This window comes from Micromonospora sp. DT43, from assembly GCF_049841645.1.
Classification (GTDB): Bacteria; Actinomycetota; Actinomycetes; order Mycobacteriales; family Micromonosporaceae; genus Micromonospora.
Genome location: NZ_JBNCKR010000012.1, coordinates 90573 through 109234, shown reverse-complemented (window position 1 = coordinate 109234; position 18662 = coordinate 90573). Strand labels below are relative to the sequence as shown.

Below are 18662 nucleotides of genomic sequence, written 5' to 3'. Positions count from 1 at the left end.
GGCGGTGGGCGGTATGACGGACGCGAACACGGGTCGGCAGGATTCCGCCGGCGGCCGGGCCGGCGGCGATGGGAGCCGGGCCAGCGTGCTGCTCGGCGGCGGGCTGGTCGCGGTGCTGCTGGCCGTGGTCGGTGCGACAGGCGGCTGGCTGCTGGCCGGCGAGGACGAAGAAACTCCGGCGAATCCGCAGGCGGTGGCCACCACGGCCGGTACGCCGACCGGTCGGGCCACCTCGTCCCGGCCGGCTCCCGGCCGGACCACGCCGTCCGGCCCTCGGACGACGGCCTCCACGACGAAGGGGACCGGGCTGACCGTGCCGCCGGTGGTCGGCGTCGACTTCGAGCAGGCACGCGAGATGTTGCGTGAGCAGCGGCTGGGCTGGCGCCTGGTCTTCGGCGGCGGCACCGGACGCAGGGTGGACAGCGCTTCGCCGGCCGTGGGCACCGAGGTGGCCCGGGGCGCCACGGTCCAACTGCAGGTGGCCGGTCCGGCCCCCGCCGCCGAGGTGCCGGACGTGGTCGGCGACCACTGCGCCAAGGCTGCCGACGAACTGGTCGAGGAGGGGCTCTACCCGCGTTACCGCAGTGGGCGCAGCGGAAAGGTCAGCCGGCAGGAACCGGCCGAGGACGGCCCGGCTCGCTGGAACGACGAGGTGAGCATCTGGTGCGGGGACGCGGCCCCGCCAAACCAGCCGACCACGAAGCCCACCCTCTGACCCGTCCCGTCGCACCGTCGGCGCGTCGGGGTGATCCACTCGGCTTCCTGGAAATCGGGCTGTCCGGAGTACCGGGACACCACGACTTCAACAGAACCGAGTCGATCAATACCGGCTGATGTCGACGTGGGCGGTTATGTTGACGGTCGAGGGCCATGGCGCCTGCCCGGTTCGGGAAAGGACGTGCAATGAGCGACGACCGCCAGGAGCCGCCGCCCGAGGACGACCGGACGCGCCCCCTGCCGCCCCCCGACGGCAACCGGCCGCAGCCGCCCGAACCCACCGCGTCGCCCGACGAGACGATGCCGATCGACCGGGCCGCTTCGGGGCCGCCGGGCGGTCGTGGGGGGTCGCCGGACGAGACGATGCCGATCGACCGAGCAGCGTCGGGGTCGCCGGACAAGACGATGCCGATCGACAGGGCCGCGTCGGGGTCGCCGGGCGACCGGACGGCGCGGATGCCGGCGGAGCGGTCGACGCCGCCGCCGTGGTCCGGGCGGGCCGAGGTGCGGGCGCCCCGACCGGCCGAACCGGCCGCCGACTGGTACGTCGAGGAGCAGGGGGGCCGGCGGTGGTGGCTGCCGATCCTCTGGGGCGTCCTCGCGTTGCTGCTCGCCGGGCTGCTCGGGGCGGCTCTGTGGGTGGTGCTCACCGCGCGGGACGACGACTCCGACGACCCGGCGACGCCGTCTGTCCCGCCGCCCAGTGCCACCGCCGCGCCGAGCAGCAGCGCCCCGACCTCGGCGGCGCCCAGCAGCGCTTCGCCGAGCAGTCCGGCTGCGACCACCGAGGAGGCGCAGATACCGGTGCCGCCGCTGGTCGGGCTGACGCAGGCCACCGCCGAGGGGCTGCTGGAGCGGCTCGGCCTGAGCTACCGAGTGGTGTACCGCCCGTCCGAACTGCCGCCGGGGACGGTGGTGAGCACCGATCCGGAGGCCGGTACGACGGTGCCGACCGACGAGGAGGTGCTGCTGGTGATCTCCCAGGCCCGGCCCTCCACCGGTACCAGCCCGACCGGTCCGAGCCCGACGGTGACGACCACGCCGTGACCGGTCACCACATCCGTCGGCGGGTGCCGACGAGGCCGAGGCCGGCGAGCGAGATGGTGAGGCCGAAGATCCCGGACCAGAACAGCGAGCGGTGGACGTCGGTGACGGCGTGCCCGGCCGGCGCGGCCTCGGTGAGGTCCTGCCCTCCGTCGGACTGACCGCCACCGCCGGCACCAGCGGCCGGGTCGGTCCCAGTGATCGGGTCGGTGCCAGTGGTCGGGTCCGTCGCTCCGACGCGTCCGTCGGGGACATCGGCGCCGAGCCAGCCGAATCCATCGGTCGGCGGGTGGGAGTCGACCACGGTGATCTCCGGGGCCGGCACCGGAACGGCCAGCCGGGTGGACGACAACGCCGGGTCGCGGACCAGGACCACGATGGTGGTCACGGCCCCGAGGAGGGCGAGCAGTCCGAGAGCGTAGGTGATACGGGAGCGGTGGTGCCGCCGCACGGCGGGCTGATTGACCATGACCATCCCAGGCTCAGGGTCCTGGACGTGCGGTGGAACGTGCCGGGGTGGGCGTACCGATTCTATGGCGACGGCACGCCTACCCGCGGCGGTTCGCGCTGGTCAGCCGACTCTGACCGGCGTACGGCTGACCGGTCGTCGGGTCCGTACGGTGTGCGGGCGGGGCTCCGGTGCGGCCTGCACCTGCCGCAGCCCTTCCCGCTGTACGAAGATCGATCGTCGGTTGACGGCATCGCCGGCGGCGTTGAGCTCGTAGCCGTCGAGCCAGAGCCAACCGTCGTAGGTCGGCCAGTCGAGCACCCGGATCACGCGGAACATGATCGGCCTGAGGAACTGGACACTCGCCGCGCGAGTCACGTGCAGAACGTCACCGGAGCGGGGAAGCACATGGGCTCCTGGGGAGGGAGAGCCGGCGTCGTGCCGGCGGGTGACTGGTCTGGGATGTCTCGGCCCGGTGACGGGATCGCGCCTCGTGGACCGGTTGGTGCGTGGTGGTGGTCGGGCCGTACCCGCTGGTGGCGTGCCGCCACCCGACCATCACCTGACTGCTTCCGGGAACCGCGCCCACCGCCGCAGTCAGCTGGCTTGCAGCGGTGGGGTCATCACCCCGGCGCAGATCTTGGTGGCACTGGCTGGGCCCGCGCCCGGTCCGGCTGTCCGGGGTCGGTGGGGTCACCACTCCCGGAGAGCGGACGGAGACGCTGAGTGATCCGTGCCATACGGACAGAGTGCATCAGCGACGTGCTACATGCAAGTTGCACGTCGACTTTTGCCGATACGTGAGTTCGCCACGCAAAGCGGCGCTTGAAGCCATCCGCGTGCGGACGGCACACTGAGGGCCGGTGTCGCCCGTCGCGGCCGGCCGATGACCGGCACCACCCCTCGTCGCGAACGCTCGCCGGTCGACGGTCGCGCCCCCGGCGAGCGCCAGTCAGTGGCGCGTCGACCGGAGGTAGCCCGAGAGTGGGGTCGAGCAACCAGCGGCGAGGACCAGAAACACCGAGGCCGCGCGATGAGTGAGCGGCGCAGCCCGACGATCCGACGGCGGCGGCTCGGTGCCGAGCTGCGGCGGCAGCGGGAGTCGGCCGGGATCACGATCGAGGTGGTCGCCGAGCAGTTGGAGTGCTCGGCGTCCAAGGTCTCCCGGATCGAGACCGGGCACACCACTGCCACTCCGCGCGACGTGCGGGACATGCTGCGGATCTACGGCGTCGTGGGTGCCGAGAGCGACGAACTTGTTCAGATCGCCCGGGAAGCGCGGCAGAAGGGCTGGTGGCACCCGTACAGCACGGTGCTGGTCGGCGCGTACGTCGGGCTGGAGGCGGCGGCGGGTTCGATCCGGGCGTACGAACAGCAGGTCGTTCCGGGCCTGTTGGAGACCGAGGAGTACGCCGGGGCGATGATCCGCGCCGCCCGTCCGGACTTCACCGCCGATCAGGTACACCAGAGGGTGCGTGTCCGTCTGGGCCGTCAGTCGTTGTTGACCCAGGACGATCCGGTCGATCTGTGGGTGGTGCTCGATGAGGCGGTGGTAAGTCGGCCGGTGGGCGGGGACGAGGTGATGCGCGGCCAACTCAGGAGGTTGGTCGAGGTGGCCGAGTTGCCGAACGTGACGCTCCAGATCCTCCCCTTCGAGGTGGGTGCGCACGCAGGCATGGACGGGACCTTCACGATTCTCAGCTTCCCCGAGCCCGGTGATCCGGATGTCGTGTACGCGGAGAACGCTACGGGTGGGCTCTTCCTCGAGAAGAGCGACGAACTGCAGAAGTACAGCTTCATCTTTGATCACATCCGCGCTGCGGCCATTCGTCCAGAGGAGTCCATCGCACACATCGCAAAACTGGCAGAGGAGCCGAAATGGCGACCAAGGGGTTCCCCGTGGACCTGACGCAGGCGACGTGGTTCAAGAGCTCGAAGAGCGGGCCGAACTGCGACAACTGCGTAGAGGTGGCGTACGTGACCGGGGCGGTCGGAGTGCGGGACTCGAAGGACAAGGCCGGCCCGGCCCTGGTCTTCGCTCCCGGTGACTGGCACGCCTTCGTCGCCGGAACCAGGGATGGTGTGTTGGGCTCGGTCTGACCGAGTGAGCAGTTGAGGTCCCCGTCCGGTCCCGACCGGGCGGGGACCTTCCGTCTTCCGCAGCGTCGACGACCCCCAGCGGGCACCGGCCCCGGCGAGGTTCCGCCGGGATTCCCGTCGCCACAGCGGGTCCGCCTCGTTGAACCCGTCGGTACGGCGCTGGTCCACGACCCGCCGCACCGACCCGCACCCGAGCGAGGTAGGCGAGACGGATGACGACGATCGGTTCAGAGAACCTCACCAACGGTCCGGGCAAGCCGGAGCGTTTCGGTGGCAAGTACCGCGGGGCGCGTCGGGACACCGTACTGACCGAGGTGGTCTCGACCGACCAGGAGCTGAACGGGCGGGAGATATCGGCCCCGGAGGGAGGCGAGGCACCGCTCTCGCTGCCGTCGCTGGACCCGAACCCCCTGGTCGAGCCGTCGTTCCCGCCGACCGGCTGGCCGCTGGAGCCCAGCGGTTCACTTGCCGACCACCCGCTGCTGCGGGGCCTGCTGCTGGAGTTGCCGCCGAAGGGCAGCATCCCGCCGCCGGGCTGGCTGGACCGCTGGTTCGAGGCGACGCGGGCGATCCTGGAACTGCTATACGTGCAGGGGGCCGGCCGCTCGCGCTGAGCGGGACGCGGCGGGCTGGGCCCGCTCGGTGAGCTGGCTGTGCCGCAGCGCGTGTCGCACGCCGATCGCGGCCACCGCGAGTGCGCCGACGGTGATCGCCGGCCCGGTGACCCCAGGCTCGGCGCCGAGGTCCGCACCTGCCGCCGCGATCACCGCCGGCAGCGTCGCCAAGGCTGTCACCTGCAACGGCAACCCGACGAGCGGGTGTGCTGCGGCGGCGCGCAGCCCGTGCGGGGCGGGCGTCCCGGGTGCCGTGTCGAACGCCCCGGCACCGGCCCACAGGCGGCGGATCCGTCGTACCGAGCAGGCGGCCACCACGAGCGCCGGCCCGGTGGCGAGGGTGAGCCCGGCGGCGGCCCGGTCCACCGGCGCGGTGCCGCCGCTGAACAGCCCACCGACGGACACCGCCGCGACGAGCGCCACGCCTGTCAGCGCGAGCGCCAGCAACCATCCGGCACGTCGACGGAGCGTACGCGCGTCGCGCAGTCGGGGCAGTCGGTCGGCCAGGACCCCGGCGACCAGCCAGATGGCGGCGACCGGCAACAGGATGGTGAGCTGACTCTCCATGTCGGAGAGTCTTTCCCGAATCGACGCGCGGCAAATCCGGGCCGGACCCTCGTTGACCCCGGAAGCCGAGCCCGTAGGGGGCATCCCATCCGGGTGATGGACGTTTCGACATGTTTATCTGCCCCGCCTCGTCGATCTACCCTCAGCCTGATCGGCATCTGTCGATAGATGTGGTACCGGTGGTCGCGCTTCGCCGCCGGTCGGAGGGAGGTAGGAAGATGGGTCTTCCACGCAGGTCCGTACTGGTCGGGGTGGCCGCCGCGACCGTGTTGGCCGTCGGCACCCCGGCCCTGGCCGCCGAGCCCGTCGGCGTGGTCCGGGAGGCCGGCGGAGCCACCGCCGTGCCGGACAGCTACATCGTCGTCCTCAAGGACACCGCAGTGGCCTCCAGCCGGGTCGGTGACACCGCCCAGCGACTGACCGGCCGGCACGGCGGACGGGTCGCCCGCACCTACGGCACGGCGCTGCGTGGCTTCGAGGTCACCGTCAGCGCGAAGGCGGCGGCACGCATCGCCGCCGACCCGGCGGTCGCGTACGTCGAGCAGAACCACACCGTGTCCATCGCCGGAACGCAGGCCAACCCACCCTCCTGGGGGTTGGACCGCATCGACCAGCGCAACCTGCCGCTGGACAGCTCCTACACCTACCCGAACACGGCGAGCAACGTGCACGCCTACATCATCGACACCGGCATCCGCTTCGCCCACAACGACTTCGGGGGCCGGGCCACCTCCGGCTACGACTCCGTGGACGGCGGGTCGGCCGACGACTGCAACGGGCACGGCACACACGTCGCCGGCACCGTCGGCGGATCCTCGTACGGGGTGGCCAAGGGCGTACAGCTCGTCGGCGTACGAGTGCTGAACTGCGCCGGCAGTGGCACCAACGCCGGTGTGATCGCCGGTGTCGACTGGGTCACCGCGAACGCGATCAAGCCGGCGGTGGCAAACATGAGTCTCGGCGGCGGCGCGAACAGCTCGCTGGACACCGCCGTCCGCAACTCGATCGCGTCCGGCGTGACGTACGGCCTGGCGGCCGGCAACGACAACGGCGCGAACGCCTGCAACACCTCGCCGGCGCGGACCACCGAGGCCATCACGGTCGGGTCGACGACCAGCTCGGACGCCCGTTCGTCGTTCTCCAACATCGGCACCTGCCTGGACATCTTCGCGCCCGGCTCGTCGATCACCTCGGCCTGGTACACGAGCAACACCGCGACCAACACGATCAGCGGCACCTCGATGGCCACTCCGCACGTGGTCGGAGCGGCGGCCCTGGTGGCCAGCGCCAACCCGAGCTGGACTCCTGCGCAGGTGCGCAACCAGCTGGTGGCCAACGCGACCCCGAACGTGGTGACAAACGCGGGCTCCGGCTCGCCGAATCTCTTGCTCTACGTGGGTAGCGGCGGCACCACGCCGCCGCCCACCGGCTGCACCGGAACCAACGGCACCGACGTGTCGATCCCGGACGCCGGTGCGGCGGTGACCAGCTCGATCACCATCTCCGGCTGTGGCCGCAACGCCTCGTCGGCCTCCACGGTGGCGGTGAACATCGTGCACACGTACCGCGGTGATCTGGTCATCGACCTGCTCGCCCCGGACGGCAGCGCGTACCGGCTGAAGAACAGCAGCACCTCGGACAGCGCCGACAACGTGAACACCACGTACACGGCGAACGTGTCCGGTGAGGCCGCCGACGGTATCTGGCGACTTCAGGTGCGCGACACCTACTCGGCCGACACCGGCTACCTCAACTCCTGGACCCTGACCGTCTGACCCGTCTCCGACGAGCGAGGCCCCACCCGGACATCCGGGTGGGGCCTCGTGTCGTACCGAAAAGGGGTCAGACCGCGAAGGTGGCCGGCCGCTCGGTGGCCGGGGCCGGCGGGCGGGCCTTCCACATACCCGTCTTCTGACCGGCGAGGCGGGCCAGGTAGGCGGGGTTGAGGATCACGTAGCGGCGCCAGAGCCGCTTCGGCTCCAGACCGAGCCGCCAGAACCACTCCAGGCCGGCGCGCTGCATCCACGGCGGGGGCTGGCGCAGCAGCCCGGCGTGGTAGTCGAAGGCCGCGCCGACCGCCATCAGCGGCATGTCGAGCAGTGGGCGCATGGCGTACGTGAAGACCTCCTGGCGCGGGCAGCCGAGCCCGACCAGGACGAGCCGGGCGCCGCTGGACCTGATCCGGTCGGCGATCTCGGCGTCCTCGCCCGGCTGGACCGCGCGGAACTTCGACGGCTCCACCCCGGCGATCTTCAGCGCGGGGAACATCCGCTCCAGCGCCGGGATGAGCTTGGCCAGCGTCTCCTCGGTCGAGCCGTACAGGTAGACCGGCAGGCCCTCGTCGGCGAAGCGGGAGAGCACGTGCAGGGTCAGCGTCGGCCCGTAGACCCGGTCCGTGAGCCCGGCGTGGTGCAGCAGGTTGAGCGCCCAGCGCACCGGCTGTCCGTCCGGGGTGACCACGTCGAACGAGTTGAGCCGGGCATTGTGCGCGGGGTCCAGCACACCTGTCATCACGCCGTGCACGGCCAGCGCGGTGAGCGCGAGTGGCCTGCGCTCGTGCGCCGCGGTCACCACCGCGTCGGTCGCCGTGGCGTAGTCGGTGGCGTCGACCAGGACGCCGAGCACGTTGCGCTTGGTCCTGGACGTCATGACTGCGGTACCCACTTGTCCACGTTGGCCTCGTAGATCTCCCGCAGGATCATCGGCACGTCGTACGTGATCTTCCACTCCGGGTACTGCTCCTCGAACCGGGCCATGCTGCTCACGTACCACTGGTGGTCGCCGGTGCGGTTCTGCTCGACGTAGTTGATCTGCGCCTCGCGGCCGGTGATCTCCTGGGCGATCGCGAACGCCTCGATGTGCGAGGTGTTGGAATGCCGGCCGCCGCCGAGGTTGTAGACCTCGGCGGAGCGGGGCGCCCGGAAGAACGCCTCGAACGCGGTAAGCACGTCGTGCGAGTGGATCGCGTCGCGGACCATCTTGCCCTTGTAGCCGAACAGGTTGTACGTCCGGCCCTCCATGACGCAGCGCATCAGGTAGGCCAGGAACCCGTGCAACTCGGCGGCCGAGTGGGCCGGGCCGGTCAGGGTGCCGCCCCGGAAACAGGCGGTCTTCATGTCGAAGTAGCGGCCGTACTCCTGCACCATCACGTCCGCAGCGACCTTCGAGGCGCCGAAGACCGAGTGCAGCGAGTGGTCGATCGACATCTCCTCGGTGATGCCCTGGTACCAGCGGTGGTCCTCGGGCAGTTCGTACCGGGTCTCCAGCTCGATGAGCGGCAGGCTGTTGGGCCGGTCGCCGTAGACCTTGTTTGTCGAGCAGTGGATGAACGGCGCGTCGATCGCGTGGCGGCGGGTGTTCTCCAGGATGTTGAGCGTGCCGCCGGCGTTCACGTCGAAGTCCGTGTACGGCTCCTTGGCCGCCCAGTCGTGGCTCGGCTGCGCGGCGCTGTGGATCACCACGGCGATGTCCGAGCCGTACTTCTTGAACACCTGCTCCAGACCGTCCCGGTCCCGGATGTCCACCGGGTAGTGGGTGTAGGAGCTACCCAGGTCACGGCCGAGCCGTTCCAGGCTCCACGAGGTGGAGCCGTCCTCACCGAAGAAGTACCGACGCATGTCGTTGTCGATGCCGACGACGTCCAGGCCGAGGCCGGCGAAGTGCCGGACCGCCTCGGAGCCGATCAGACCGCCCGACCCGGTCACCAACGCGACACTCACACGCCACTCCTGGTCCATCGGAGGCAGAAACCCTCGGAGCATAGCGTGATGCCCGGCACGCCCCGATATGACGGAAGGGCCCCGCATGTAGCGGAGCCCTCGTCTTTTGGTGGGGATGGGGGGAGTTGAACCCCCACGCCCTTTCGGGCACACGGACCTGAACCGTGCGCGTCTGCCATTCCGCCACATCCCCGTGGCACGACCCGGGACACTCTAGCCGCCCCGAACCCGCTGTCACCAACAGGCCCCGGGAATACTACGCTGTCCCAGTCGCTCGCCACGAGCGGTTACCGTTCGTGGCGGACGAAAGATTAGCACGGCGGTCCTGGTCCTTCCGAGCGGGCCGGGAGCAGCCGGCCGAGCGGCGTGTGAGCTGCGCGCGCGCCGGCCGGATACCATCATGTCCTCGGGACCCGAGGAGGAGCCGGTGAGCGTGCTGCAACGCTTCGAGAAGCGTCTGGAAGGCCTGGTCGAAGGGGCCTTCGCCAAGGTCTTCAAAGGGGTGGTCCACCCCGTGGAGATCCTCAACGCCATGCAGCGGGAGGCCGAGGCGCACAAGGCGATCCTGGCCGGTGGGCGCACGTTGGTGCCCAACCGCTACGTGATCGATCTCTCGCCGTTCGACCACAGTCGTCTGGCGCCGTACGCCGCCGCGCTGGCCCAGGAGCTGGCCCAGTCGCAGGCGGAGTTCATCGGCGAGCAGGCATGGACGGTCTACGGTGACGTGATCGTCGAGATCGAGCGGGGCGAGGGCCTGGACACGGGAATGTTCCGGGTCACCGCCGAGGTCTACACCGGCGGCGAGGTCGCCCCCGTGTCGGCGCCCGGCTACGACGCCGGCCCGCCCGCGTACCCCGCGTACGACCAGGGTGGCGGCTACGGCCCGCCGCCTGGGCACGGTGGCGGCCGCAACGTGCGGCTGGTCTCCGGTGACGGACGCACCTACCCGCTCCAGATGGGGTCGACGGTGATCGGTCGCGGCGACCAGGCGAACCTGCGCCTCCCCGACGTCGGCATCTCCCGGCGACACGCCCGGCTGGATTTCGACGGCGGCCAGGTTGTGCTGACCGATCTGGGCTCCACCAACGGCACCATGGTCAACGGGCAGCGGGTCTCCGCAGTCGCCCTCAACCCGGGTGACATGGTCCAGCTCGGCACCACGACGCTGACCTTCCGCGTGGACGGCTGAGCCGCCTTGCCGGCACTGGTCATCACCGTTGCCCGGTTCGGGTTCCTGATCCTGCTGTGGATCTTCGTGTTCACGGTGGTCGGCGTGATCCGTCGGGATCTCTTCGCGGGGGCCCGGTCCGGTCGCCTGGTGGCGGCACCACGCGCGGTTGGCGCCTCGACGGGGCAGGCGGCCAAACCGGCGAAGGTGAAGCGGGGCAGGGCCGCCCACCAGTTGGTGGTCACCGCAGGTCAACTGGCCGGCACCCGCATCACCCTCGGTGAAGCGCAGATCACCATCGGTCGGGCCGAGGACTCCACCCTGGTCATCACCGACGACTACGCCTCCGCGCGGCACGCGAGACTCGTGCCGCGCGAGGGCCAGTGGTTCGTCGAGGACCTCGGCTCGACTAACGGCACGTACCTCGATCGCGCTAAGGTCACCGGACCAACCCCCGTACCCCTCGGCGTGCCGATCCGAATCGGCCGCACTTCCCTCGAATTACGGCCATGACTCTGACCCTGCGCTATGCGGCCCACAGCGACCGCGGTCTGATCCGTGACGGCAATCAAGACTCCGTCTACGCCGGGCCGCGGCTACTCGCCGTTGCCGACGGCATGGGCGGCATGGCCGCCGGTGACGTCGCCAGCAACATCGTCATCGGTGCCATGGCGCCGCTCGACGAGGACGTCCCAGGGGACGCTCTCGTCGACGCGTTGCGTTCGGCCGTGGGCACCGCCAACCAACAGCTCCGCGACACGGTGGACGCCAACCCGCAGTTGGAGGGGATGGGCACCACGCTGACGGCGACCCTCTTCTCCGGCAGCAAGCTGGGGATGGTCCACATCGGTGACTCGCGGGCCTATCTGCTGCGCAACGGTGAGTTCTCCCAGATCACCAAGGACGACACGTACGTCCAGATGCTCGTCGACGAGGGCCGGATCAGCGCCGAGGAGGCCAGCAGCCACCCGCAGCGGTCGCTGCTGACCCGCGCCCTGGACGGCCGGGACATCGACCCGGAGTACTCGGTACGCCAGGTGTTGCCCGGCGACCGGTACCTGATCTGCAGCGACGGCCTCTCCGGCGTGGTGAGCGCGGAGACCATCGGCGAGAGTCTGCGGGAGTACACCGATCCGCAGAAGTGCGTGGAGCGGCTGGTGCAGCTCGCGCTGCGCGGCGGCGGTCCGGACAACATCACCGTGATCATCGCCGATGCCACCGACCACGACATCGTCGAGGCGACCCCGATCGTCGGTGGCGCCGCCGCCCGGGACCGGGGCATGGCCACCTCCGCCGACGACTCGACCCCGGCCGCCCGGGCCTCGGCGCTCTCCGCGCCGCGCCCCGCCGCGCCCGAGGAGCCGGCGGCCGCCGATGACGAGCCGGAGCGCCGCAAGCACCGTCCGGTACGCACCACCGCCATGGCGCTTGCCCTCCTGGTCATCCTCGGCGGCGGGCTCTTCGGCGGCTGGACGTACACCCAACGCCAGTACTACGTGGGCGCCACCGAGGAGGGGCAGGTCGCCGTCTTCCGTGGCATCCAGGGGCAGATCGCCGGGATGGACCTCTCGACCGTGCACCGCACCAGCGGCACCCGGTTGGACGACCTCACCGTCGCCGCTCAGGACACGGTCAAGGTGGGCATCCGGGCCAAGAACGAGCCGGACGCCGAGCGTCAGCTCGCCGAGCTGACAAGCGACACACCGAGCAACCCCAACCTGAAGCCGGTCTGCCCGCCCGACTCGGGCGCGCTGGTCGGCACGCCGACGCCCACCCCGAGCGTGACCCCGCCCGGGACGTCCCCGACTCCGAACGTCAGCCCCAGCCCCGGCGCGACGGTGAACGGGGTCGTCAGCGCGAGCCCGACCAACGCGGCGGCCACCACCGGCGGGACCGATCCGACCACCACACCCGACGCCACGCCCTCCGACTCGGCACCGCCGGCGCTCGACCCGGCCGGCTGCCGGTCTCCCGAGTGAGCGTCGGCTGAGAACCCAAGGACTCCACCCGTGACCGTAGCGGCCACACCGGCACCCTCGCCCGCCACCACGGGCGGGGAGTCCGGCGTACGCCTGGCCCGGTCCCGACGTAACGCCGAGCTGTCCCTGCTGCTGCTGGCCATGGTGCTGGTGGCGGCGTACATGGCGACAGTCGAGGCGAACCTTCTGGACACGGTCACCCCGGATTTCTGGATGCCCGCCGCCGCCCTCGGCGCGGTCTTCCTCGGCCTGCACCTGGTCATCCGGTTCCTCGCCCCGTTCGCCGACCCGGCTCTGCTGCCGGCGGTGGCCCTGCTCAACGGCCTCGGGGTGGGCTTCCTGCGCCGGATCGACCTGGGCGAGGCCGCCCCGGTCGACCGGGAGGACCTGGCGACCTTCGCCGGCATCGGCGGCCGGCAGCTCGCGTGGACGCTCGCCTCGGTGATCCTCGCCGCGGGCCTGCTCGCCATCATGCGCGACCACCGTTCGGTCTCCCGGTACGCGTACACCCTGGGGCTCGCCGGCATCGTGCTGGTGATGCTCCCGGCGGTGCTGCCGCGCAGCATCTCCGAGATCAACGGCGCCAAGCTGTGGATCCGGGTCGGCGGCTTCTCGCTGCAACCGGGTGAGTTCGCCAAGCTGGCGCTGCTGGTCTTCTTCGCCTACTACCTGGTGCGCAAGCGTGAGGTGCTCTCGCTGGCCAGCCGGCGGTTCCTCGGCATCGACTTCCCGCGTGGGCGCGACCTCGGCCCGGTGGTGGTGGTCTGGCTGATCAGCCTCCTGGTGTTGGTCTTCGAGAAGGACCTGGGCACCTCGCTGCTCTACTTCGGCATGTTCGTGGTGACGCTCTACATCGCCACCGAGCGGGTCAGTTGGCTGCTTATCGGTCTGCTCCTCTTCTTCGGCGGCGCCTACCTCGCGTACGTCCTCGGCTCGACTGTCGGTGGGCCGTTCGCCAACTTCTACCTGCGCGCCGAGATCTGGCTGGACCCGTTCGCCGACCCGACCGACAAGGGCTACCAGCTCGTCCAGGGTCTGCTGGCCCTCGGCACGGGCGGGCTCTTCGGCGCCGGGCCGGGCGGCGGTCAGCCGGACATCCTGCCCGAGGTGCAGAACGACTTCATCTTCGCCGGCATCGGTGAGGAGATCGGCCTGTTCGGCCTCTCCGCGCTGCTTGTGGTCTACCTGCTGATCGTGGAGCGGGGCCTGCGCGCCGCGCTCGCGGTCCGTGACTCGTTCGGCAAGCTGCTCGCCGGCGGCCTCGCCTTCACCCTGGGCCTGCAGGTCTTCGTGATCGTCGGCGGCATCAGCAAGCTCATCCCGTTGACCGGCCAGACCACACCGTTCCTGTCCGCCGGTGGTTCGTCGCTGATGGCGAACTGGCTGCTCATCGCGGTCCTGTTGCGCGTCTCCGACGGGGCGCGGCGACCGGTGACTGGTGGTTCCGGCAAGGCGAGCCGGCCCTCGGGCGGCTCGCCCGAGCAGTTGCACGGTGCTCCCACGGAGGTGATCAAGCCGTGAACGCACCCCTGCGCCGTGTCGGCATCGTCGTCATGGTCCTGTTCGGTCTGCTCTTCGCGAACCTCAACTGGATCCAGGCCTACAAGGCGGACGAATACCGCACCAGCGACTACAACGGCCGGGTCCAGGTCGCCGACTACAAGCGCAAGCGCGGCAACATCGAGGCCGGCGGCACCGCGGTGGCCACCAGCAAGGAGACCACCGGCAAGCTGAAGTTCCAGCGCACCTACCCGGGTGGCGCGAAGTACGCGCACGTGCTCGGCTACAAGCCGGTCAACCTGGCCGACACCGGCATCGAGCAGGTGGAGAACGACTTCCTGGCCGGCACCAGCGACCAGTTGATCGGCGACCGGTTCAAGGACATGTTCACCGGCGACGAGACGGGTGGCGGCAACGTGCTGCTCACGCTCTCGAAGCGGGCGCAGGACGTGGCGTACGACCAGATGCGCAACAACCAGGTAGATGCGAAGCGCGGCGCGGCGATCGCCATCGACCCGCGGACCGGTGCGGTGCAGGCCCTGGTCTCCATGCCCAGCTTCGACCCGAATCCGCTGGTCAGCCACAACACGACCCAGGCCGCAGCGGAGATCAACAAGCTGGAGCAGAACCCGGACGGTCCGCTCAAGAACCGCGCCCTCTCCGAGACGCTCCCGCCCGGCTCCACCTTCAAGATCGTGGTCGCGGCGGCGGCGCTGGAGAACGGCGTCACCAAGACGACTCCGATCCCGGCCGGCTCCAGCTACACCCCGCCCACCTCGGGCAGCCCGATCCGCAACGCCGCCGCGTCGATCTGCCCCGAGCCGCAGGTCACCCTGCAGGAGGCGGTCACCGAGTCGTGCAACACCGGCTTCGCCCAGCTCGGCGTGCGGCTCGGCGCCGACAAGGTCAAGGAGAAGGCCCGGCAGTTCGGCTTCGAGCAGGAAGACCTCACGGTCGGCCAGCTCGGCGAGGGCGGTCTTCGGACGGCGGCCAGCCGGACCGGCGACATGCTGAACCCGGACGGCAGCACCGACCCGGCCGCGCTGGCCCAGTCCTCGATCGGCCAGAACAACGTCCGGATGACCCCGTTGCAGGGCGCGATGATCGCCGGAGCGGTCGCCAACGGCGGCAGCCAGATGCGGCCGTACCTGGTCCGGCAACTCCTCGCCCCGGACCGGACCACCAGCTACTACACGGCGAAGCCGAAGGACCTGCGTCAACCGGTAAGCGGTCAGACCGCCGCCGACCTGCGCGACATGATGGTGAGCGTGGTCCAGAAGGGCACCGGCAAGAACGCCGCGATCAGCGGCTACACGGTCGGCGGCAAGACGGGCACCGCGCAGTCCGCCCCGGATCGGCCCGACCACGGCTGGTTCATCGGCTTCGCGCTGGACAAGAACGGCAACCCCGTCTCCGCTGTGTGCGTGGTGCTGGAGCAGGCCGGCAGCGGCGGCAGCGCCGAGGCGGCCCGGATCGGCGGCCAGATCATGCGGGCTGCCATCGCCGACCCCGGGGGCCGCTGACATGCTCAGCCCCGGCGTCCAGCTCGGCAACCGCTACCGCCTCGACGAGCGGATCGCCAGCGGCGGCATGGGCGACGTCTGGCGCGGCACCGACCAGGTGCTCGGCCGGACGGTAGCGGTCAAGAGTCTGCTCCCCGCGCTGCTCGACGACCCCGACTTCGCCGAGCGGTTCCGCGGCGAGGCCCGGACGATGGCGACAATCAACCACCCCGGTGTGGTGGACGTCTACGACTTCGGCAACGACCAGCAGATCGCCTTCCTGGTCATGGAGTACGTCGAGGGCGACGCCCTGTCGTCCACGCTGAGCCGGGTCGGTCGACTCACCCCGGCCCGGACGATGGCGCTTGTCGCGCAGGCCGCCGACGCGCTGCACGCCGCGCACGAGAAGGGCATCGTGCACCGCGACGTGAAGCCGGGCAACCTGCTGGTCCGGCCGAACGGCACGCTTGTGCTCACCGACTTCGGCATTGCCCGCTCCGACATCGTCGGCCAGCTCACCGCCGCCGGCTCGGTGCTCGGCACCGCCTCGTACATCTCTCCGGAGCAGGCCACCGGCCAGGTGGCCACCCCGGCGTCCGACGTGTACGCGCTCGGCGTGGTCGCCTACCAGTGCCTCGCCGGCCGGCGACCGTTCGAGGGCGACAACCCCCTCGACATCGCCATGCGGCACGTCCGGGAGACGCCCCGGCCGCTGCCGTCCGACATCCCGCCGCAGGTCCGGGCGGTTGTGGAACGTGCGCTTGCCAAGGATCCGGCCGCCCGCTGGCCGAGCGCCGCCGCCCTCGCCGGGGTGGCCCGCCAGCTCAAGGCCGCGCTGTCCCAGCAGGCCCGGGCCGCCGGTAACTCCGGCCCGGTCTCCGGTGTGCCGTCCTCGCCCGCCGCTCCCGGCCGGGCCCAGGTGCCGCAGGCGCAGCAGCTCCGCCCCCCGGGCGCCCCACACCGGCAGCCTCCCGTCGGGCAGCGCCCGACGGCTGTCGCCCCGGCCCAGCAGCCCCGCCCCACCGCCGTCGCACCGGCAGTACCGCACGGGCGGCCGCCGGGCGGCCCGGCCAGCTACCCACGCGGCGCCGCGTCGGTGCCGTCGGCGCAGACCCGACAGGAACACCAACCGGCGTACGCCCGGCAGGCCGGCCCGGCGCTGCCGGCGCCCGAGCCGCGCCGGTCCCGCCCCGGGATGGTGCTCCTCGCCGTCCTGCTGGCCTTGCTGGTCCTGCTCTGCTCCGGCGTGATTTCCTACAACCTGCGGAAGCAGAGCCAGAACGGTGCGGCCGGGACGCCGGCTACACAGACCGTGACGTCCGGCGCGCTGCGGCTCGACGAACGCGACGATACGACCCGGACGTCGTACCGTCGTGAGGTACGGCTCCGGCCGGGTGACGGCGGGACGACGACGAGCGAAGGACGACAGACGCGATGACAGCGCAGGCCCGCCTGCTCGGTGGCAGGTACCAGGTCGGCGAGCTGCTCGGCTATGGCGGCATGGCCGAGGTGCACCGCGGTCGCGACCTCCGGCTCGGTCGGGACGTCGCGATCAAGATGCTCCGCACCGACCTCGCCCGGGACGCGACCTTCCAGATGCGGTTCCGCCGCGAGGCGCAGAACGCCGCCTCGCTCAACCACCCGGCGATCGTGGCGGTCTACGACACCGGCGAGGAGACCGCGCCGACCGGCGAGACGCTGCCGTTCATCGTCATGGAGTTCGTCAACGGGCGGACGTTGAAGGAGGTCCTCGGCGCCGAGGGCCGTCTGCAGCCCCGCCGTGCGCTGGAGATCTGTGCCGACATGTGCGCGGCGTTGGAGTTCAGCCACCGGCACGGCATCATCCACCGGGACATCAAGCCGGGCAACGTCATGCTTACCCAGACCGGCCAGGTCAAGGTGATGGACTTCGGCATCGCCCGCGCGCTGGCCAGCGGCGCGACCACCATGACGCAGACCAGCGCGGTGATCGGCACGGCCCAGTACCTGTCACCCGAGCAGGCGCGCGGTGAGGCAGTTGACGCCCGCTCCGACGTGTACGCGGCCGGCTGCGTGCTCTTCGAGCTGGTATGCGGGCACCCGCCGTTCGTCGGGGACAGCCCGGTCAGCGTCGCCTACCAGCACGTACGGGAGACTCCGCCGACGCCGAGCGACATCAACCCGGACGTCACCCCGGCGGTCGACGCGATCGTCCTCAAGGCGCTGTCGAAGAACCCGCTCAACCGCTACCAGAGCGCCGGTGAGATGCGGGCCGACCTGCTGCGCGCCGCCGCCGGTCGGCCGGTGCTGGCCACTCCGGTGCTGCGCGAGGCCGAGACGGTGGCGATGGCCCCGGCCGGCGGCGGTGGCGGCTACGCGCCCGCCGCCACCGGGCCGCAGACCCGGCAGATCCCGGCCCGAGTCGGAGACCCGCGCCAGCGCAAGGCGTCCTCCTGGCTGATCGCCCTGTTCAGCGCGGTCGGCGTGCTGGCGGTGATCGCCCTGGTGGCCGCCCTGCTCTGGAGTCAGCAGGGGGACAAGGACCTGAAGTCGGTCCCCAGCCTCGCCGGAAAGACGCGGGACGCTGCGGTTACCGAGATCAGCAATGCCGGCTTCCGGCCGGTGGTGGGCGACCCGGTTCTGGCCAACGACTGCACGAAGGGCACCGTCGCCAAGCAGGACCCCGCACCGACCACCCGGCTGAAGCAGAACAGCACGGTGACCGTCCAGATCTGCGATGGCAAGCCCGACGTCAAGATCCCTCCGGGTCTGGTCAACTCGCAGTTCGAGAACGTCAAGGACCAGCTCGATGCCCAAGGGCTGGTGGTCGACGAGAAGCAGGTGGACAACCCGGCGCAGAAGGGCATCGTGGTCAAGGTCACCCCTCCGTCGGGGAGCACTGTCGCCCAGGGCAGCAAGGTCACCGTCGAGGTTTCCCGGGGCAACGTCGGCAAGGTCCCCAACGTCGTCAACTCCACCAAGGACGATGCCGCCCAGGAGCTTCGCGCAGCGGGTTACGACGTCAAGTTCCGCGACGGTGATGAGGTCGCGGCGGATCAGGCCGGGCGCGTCCAGTCGCAGAACCCGAAGGGCGGCACCGACTTGGCGCAGGGCAAGACGGTGACCCTCGAGATCAGCATCCCGGAGAAGGTCGAGGAGACGCCCAGCCCGCCGGTGACGCCGACGCCGACGCCGAGCGGCACGCCGACGACGCCGGGCAGCGGTGGTGGCTCCGGCCAGCCGATCTTCCCGCCGCCGATCCGACTTCCCGAGGAGTAGTCGTCCGCCCCTGGGTGTGGCGCTTTCGGTCAGCCGGCCGGCCGAG

The 18662-nt window shown here is 70.9% G+C and carries 18 protein-coding genes and 1 tRNA gene; 13 read left to right on the top strand and 6 right to left on the bottom strand.

Translation table 11 applies throughout. From position 1 onward, the window contains the following. Positions 1 to 13: 13 nt before the first annotated feature. Entirely contained in the window at positions 14 to 715 is a 702-nt protein-coding gene (locus ACLQ26_RS25175; protein ID WP_425746778.1) for a PASTA domain-containing protein, read from the top strand. Between the two features lie 188 nt (positions 716 to 903). Further along, the gene (locus ACLQ26_RS25170) at positions 904 to 1764 is read left to right on the top strand and encodes a PASTA domain-containing protein (RefSeq protein ID WP_425746777.1); all 861 of its coding nucleotides are present in this window, start codon (positions 904 to 906) and stop codon (positions 1762 to 1764) included. A 4-nt stretch (positions 1765 to 1768) separates the two neighbouring features. Here the strand turns inward: ACLQ26_RS25170 and ACLQ26_RS25165 are convergent, their stop codons facing one another. Then, positions 1769 to 2236, bottom strand: coding sequence for a hypothetical protein (locus ACLQ26_RS25165; RefSeq protein WP_425746776.1), 468 nt, complete (start codon positions 2234 to 2236; stop codon positions 1769 to 1771). 96 nt (positions 2237 to 2332) lie between these two features. Continuing rightward, complete coding sequence (locus ACLQ26_RS25160; protein WP_425746775.1) at positions 2333 to 2617, bottom strand: hypothetical protein; 285 nt, start codon at positions 2615 to 2617, stop codon at positions 2333 to 2335. Between the two features lie 625 nt (positions 2618 to 3242). Between ACLQ26_RS25160 and ACLQ26_RS25155 the strand changes: the two genes are divergently transcribed. The 3 genes from ACLQ26_RS25155 to ACLQ26_RS25145 all read left to right on the top strand — a co-directional run bounded on the left by ACLQ26_RS25155 (position 3243) and on the right by ACLQ26_RS25145 (position 4923). Next, positions 3243 to 4118, top strand: coding sequence for a helix-turn-helix domain-containing protein (locus ACLQ26_RS25155; RefSeq protein ID WP_425746774.1), 876 nt, complete (start codon positions 3243 to 3245; stop codon positions 4116 to 4118). After that, positions 4088 to 4309 carry a DUF397 domain-containing protein gene (locus ACLQ26_RS25150; RefSeq protein ID WP_007454112.1) on the top strand — a complete coding sequence of 74 codons (222 nt, stop codon included), beginning with the start codon at positions 4088 to 4090 and terminating at the stop codon, positions 4307 to 4309. Before ACLQ26_RS25155 ends, ACLQ26_RS25150 begins: the two co-directional genes overlap by 31 nt. Positions 4310 to 4521: 212 nt before the next feature. After that, complete coding sequence (locus ACLQ26_RS25145; protein WP_425746773.1) at positions 4522 to 4923, top strand: hypothetical protein; 402 nt, start codon at positions 4522 to 4524, stop codon at positions 4921 to 4923. Here the strand turns inward: ACLQ26_RS25145 and ACLQ26_RS25140 are convergent. After that, positions 4891 to 5490, bottom strand: coding sequence for a hypothetical protein (locus tag ACLQ26_RS25140; RefSeq protein ID WP_425746772.1), 600 nt, complete (start codon positions 5488 to 5490; stop codon positions 4891 to 4893). The genes ACLQ26_RS25145 and ACLQ26_RS25140 overlap by 33 nt on opposite strands. Before the next feature lie 218 nt (positions 5491 to 5708). Here ACLQ26_RS25140 and ACLQ26_RS25135 point away from each other — a divergent pair, with 218 nt between their 5' ends. Continuing rightward, complete coding sequence (locus tag ACLQ26_RS25135; protein ID WP_425746771.1) at positions 5709 to 7265, top strand: S8 family peptidase; 1557 nt, start codon at positions 5709 to 5711, stop codon at positions 7263 to 7265. Positions 7266 to 7332: 67 nt separating this feature from the next. On the opposite strand, the gene ACLQ26_RS25130 is transcribed toward ACLQ26_RS25135, so the two are convergent. The 3 genes from ACLQ26_RS25130 to ACLQ26_RS25120 all read right to left on the bottom strand — a co-directional run bounded on the left by ACLQ26_RS25130 (position 7333) and on the right by ACLQ26_RS25120 (position 9402). Beyond that, positions 7333 to 8139: a WecB/TagA/CpsF family glycosyltransferase gene (locus tag ACLQ26_RS25130; RefSeq protein WP_425746770.1), complete on the bottom strand. Its 807-nt coding sequence runs from the start codon at positions 8137 to 8139 to the stop codon at positions 7333 to 7335. After that, positions 8136 to 9251, bottom strand: a complete 1116-nt coding sequence (locus ACLQ26_RS25125; protein ID WP_425746769.1) for an NAD-dependent epimerase/dehydratase family protein — start codon at positions 9249 to 9251, stop codon at positions 8136 to 8138. The genes ACLQ26_RS25130 and ACLQ26_RS25125 overlap by 4 nt, the downstream gene beginning before the upstream one ends. A gap of 65 nt (positions 9252 to 9316) precedes the next feature. Beyond that, positions 9317 to 9402 (bottom strand) — tRNA-Leu (locus ACLQ26_RS25120). Between the two features lie 207 nt (positions 9403 to 9609). Here ACLQ26_RS25120 and ACLQ26_RS25115 point away from each other — a divergent pair. The 7 genes from ACLQ26_RS25115 to pknB are packed head-to-tail and all read left to right on the top strand — an operon-like array spanning position 9610 to position 18616. Beyond that, positions 9610 to 10398: an FhaA domain-containing protein gene (locus ACLQ26_RS25115; RefSeq protein WP_007454122.1), complete on the top strand. Its 789-nt coding sequence runs from the start codon at positions 9610 to 9612 to the stop codon at positions 10396 to 10398. A 6-nt stretch (positions 10399 to 10404) separates the two neighbouring features. Further along, entirely contained in the window at positions 10405 to 10890 is a 486-nt protein-coding gene (locus tag ACLQ26_RS25110) for an FHA domain-containing protein FhaB/FipA (protein ID WP_007454124.1), read from the top strand. Continuing rightward, on the top strand, positions 10887 to 12356 hold the full coding sequence (locus ACLQ26_RS25105; protein ID WP_425746768.1) for a PP2C family protein-serine/threonine phosphatase: 1470 nt from the start codon (positions 10887 to 10889) through the stop codon (positions 12354 to 12356). Before ACLQ26_RS25110 ends, ACLQ26_RS25105 begins: the two co-directional genes overlap by 4 nt. Positions 12357 to 12386: 30 nt before the next feature. After that, the gene (locus tag ACLQ26_RS25100; protein WP_425746767.1) at positions 12387 to 13877 is read left to right on the top strand and encodes an FtsW/RodA/SpoVE family cell cycle protein; all 1491 of its coding nucleotides are present in this window, start codon (positions 12387 to 12389) and stop codon (positions 13875 to 13877) included. Continuing rightward, positions 13874 to 15379, top strand: coding sequence for a peptidoglycan D,D-transpeptidase FtsI family protein (locus ACLQ26_RS25095; RefSeq protein WP_425746766.1), 1506 nt, complete (start codon positions 13874 to 13876; stop codon positions 15377 to 15379). The genes ACLQ26_RS25100 and ACLQ26_RS25095 overlap by 4 nt, the downstream gene beginning before the upstream one ends. 1 nt (position 15380) lies before the next feature. Beyond that, a complete protein-coding gene (locus ACLQ26_RS25090; RefSeq protein WP_425746765.1) occupies positions 15381 to 16796 on the top strand; it encodes a protein kinase domain-containing protein in 1416 nt (471 codons plus the stop codon). Next, positions 16793 to 18616, top strand: coding sequence for a Stk1 family PASTA domain-containing Ser/Thr kinase (gene pknB / locus ACLQ26_RS25085; RefSeq protein WP_425746764.1), 1824 nt, complete (start codon positions 16793 to 16795; stop codon positions 18614 to 18616). The genes ACLQ26_RS25090 and pknB overlap by 4 nt, the downstream gene beginning before the upstream one ends. Positions 18617 to 18662 lie beyond the last annotated feature (46 nt).

Excerpts from the sequence above, each read along its gene's own strand:
- ACLQ26_RS25175 (WP_425746778.1), top strand. The coding sequence starts at position 14 with ATGACGGACGCGAACACGGGTCGGCAGGATTCCGCCGGCGGCCGGGCC.
- ACLQ26_RS25170 (WP_425746777.1), top strand. The coding sequence starts at position 904 with ATGAGCGACGACCGCCAGGAGCCGCCGCCCGAGGACGACCGGACGCGC.
- ACLQ26_RS25165 (WP_425746776.1), bottom strand. The coding sequence starts at position 2,236 with ATGGTCATGGTCAATCAGCCCGCCGTGCGGCGGCACCACCGCTCCCGT.
- ACLQ26_RS25155 (WP_425746774.1), top strand. The coding sequence starts at position 3,243 with ATGAGTGAGCGGCGCAGCCCGACGATCCGACGGCGGCGGCTCGGTGCC.
- ACLQ26_RS25150 (WP_007454112.1), top strand. The coding sequence starts at position 4,088 with ATGGCGACCAAGGGGTTCCCCGTGGACCTGACGCAGGCGACGTGGTTC.
- ACLQ26_RS25145 (WP_425746773.1), top strand. The coding sequence starts at position 4,522 with ATGACGACGATCGGTTCAGAGAACCTCACCAACGGTCCGGGCAAGCCG.
- ACLQ26_RS25140 (WP_425746772.1), bottom strand. The coding sequence starts at position 5,490 with ATGGAGAGTCAGCTCACCATCCTGTTGCCGGTCGCCGCCATCTGGCTG.
- ACLQ26_RS25135 (WP_425746771.1), top strand. The coding sequence starts at position 5,709 with ATGGGTCTTCCACGCAGGTCCGTACTGGTCGGGGTGGCCGCCGCGACC.
- ACLQ26_RS25130 (WP_425746770.1), bottom strand. The coding sequence starts at position 8,139 with ATGACGTCCAGGACCAAGCGCAACGTGCTCGGCGTCCTGGTCGACGCC.
- ACLQ26_RS25125 (WP_425746769.1), bottom strand. The coding sequence starts at position 9,251 with ATGCTCCGAGGGTTTCTGCCTCCGATGGACCAGGAGTGGCGTGTGAGT.
- ACLQ26_RS25115 (WP_007454122.1), top strand. The coding sequence starts at position 9,610 with ATGTCCTCGGGACCCGAGGAGGAGCCGGTGAGCGTGCTGCAACGCTTC.
- ACLQ26_RS25105 (WP_425746768.1), top strand. The coding sequence starts at position 10,887 with ATGACTCTGACCCTGCGCTATGCGGCCCACAGCGACCGCGGTCTGATC.
- ACLQ26_RS25090 (WP_425746765.1), top strand. The coding sequence starts at position 15,381 with ATGCTCAGCCCCGGCGTCCAGCTCGGCAACCGCTACCGCCTCGACGAG.
- pknB (WP_425746764.1), top strand. The coding sequence starts at position 16,793 with ATGACAGCGCAGGCCCGCCTGCTCGGTGGCAGGTACCAGGTCGGCGAG.